Here is a 1,279-nt window from a genome sequence, read left to right as displayed (position 1 = left end):
AAGGAAACCCACGCAGCATTCGACGACGACTGATTGATCCATTTAGACCTGTCGGCTCGCCCCCGGCGCCATTCTCAAAAAGGATATTGATATGACAAACGATACCGACAAACCCTCTTTGGAAGAGTCCGGCAAGGAGCCGTCCACGGTCGTCAGCGATCCCCAGCCGATAAAGATCACGGGGCAGCACGCAATTCCTCATTATACACCGGAACCGCTGACGGCAACGAACCCCAACGCCGATTCTGTGGTGAACAGGATCTACTGGACGCGCTACCCAGTCAGCGGCGGGGGTCCGGAGCAAATCGTCACTTTCGATCCCAACGTTTCGGACGTTTCCGACAATCAGGCCAGCACGAAGGTTACCGTCTCTGGTCAGAATGTCATCGCCTTCCCTAACATCTATGCCCGCGCCGACAACCCGAACGTGCCCACCGGTCAGATATACTTCTATGTAACTGAAGTGACCGATCCGCCTGCCGGCAACACACTTTCCATCGTCTCGCTGAACAGCAATCCCCTCAAGGCCAATGAACCGCATCTGCTGCGGGCCGCCTATCAGGTGACGGCGACGGGAGCACCGCTCGCCGGACAAACGGTCAACTGGGCGATCGTTCCTCCAGTCGCCGGCGTCTCCGTAAACCCTCAGCAGACGACGACCCAGACGGATGGCACGACTGTAACTTCCATCCAATACACCGGTTCCGGCACAGCCTCCGTCACCGTGAAAGCCACCGCAGGCGGTACGGATGTTGCCACCTTCATAGTCGATTTCGCGCAAACCGCCCCATATATGCCCGGTCACACCAACAAGCTGGCGCTTGAATCCCTTGATGGCATGCACGGCTTACCGACGAACACGCCGCACAAGCTGAAATGTACTTATACCGTCAACAACGGTGGGTCTGTCGGGCCCAACAAGGAGGTACATTGGTATGCCTCGGATGACCGGCTTACCTTCAGCGGCGGCAGCGGCCAGTCGGCGGCGGGCAATGTCTCCTTCACCGACGCGGCGGGCGTCGCGACCATCGATGTCACCGCTTCCGGCGGCGGCGCCATCGACAATGTGGTAATCGGTACGTTGGGCGGTTGGAACGCATATATCGGCACCTACGATCATTCCGAACCAGATCTGGAACTCTCCTTCGTTCCGGTTCCGACCGTCAAGGGCATCGTCATCGACAAGGCCTATGCCCAACTTCCGCCCGCCAGCAACCCGCCCAGGAAGAGATTCCCCTTCGCCCTCATCGAGTGCCAGCTGCAGGTCGAGAACGGAACC

Annotated in this window: 1 protein-coding gene; it reads left to right on the top strand. The window is 58.7% G+C overall.

What is annotated here, in order from left to right; genetic code table 11:
- Positions 1-91: 91 nt before the first annotated feature.
- A partial coding sequence (locus tag ACOWVG_RS19270) for a hypothetical protein (RefSeq protein ID WP_420963995.1) occupies positions 92-1,279 on the top strand: 1,188 nt, incomplete at its 3' end.

This window comes from Brucella sp. IR073, assembly GCF_049065735.1.
Taxonomy (GTDB): domain Bacteria; phylum Pseudomonadota; class Alphaproteobacteria; order Rhizobiales; family Rhizobiaceae; genus Paramesorhizobium.
The sequence above is the reverse complement of the archived record's forward strand: the minus strand, read 5'-3'. Positions and strand labels throughout refer to the sequence as shown.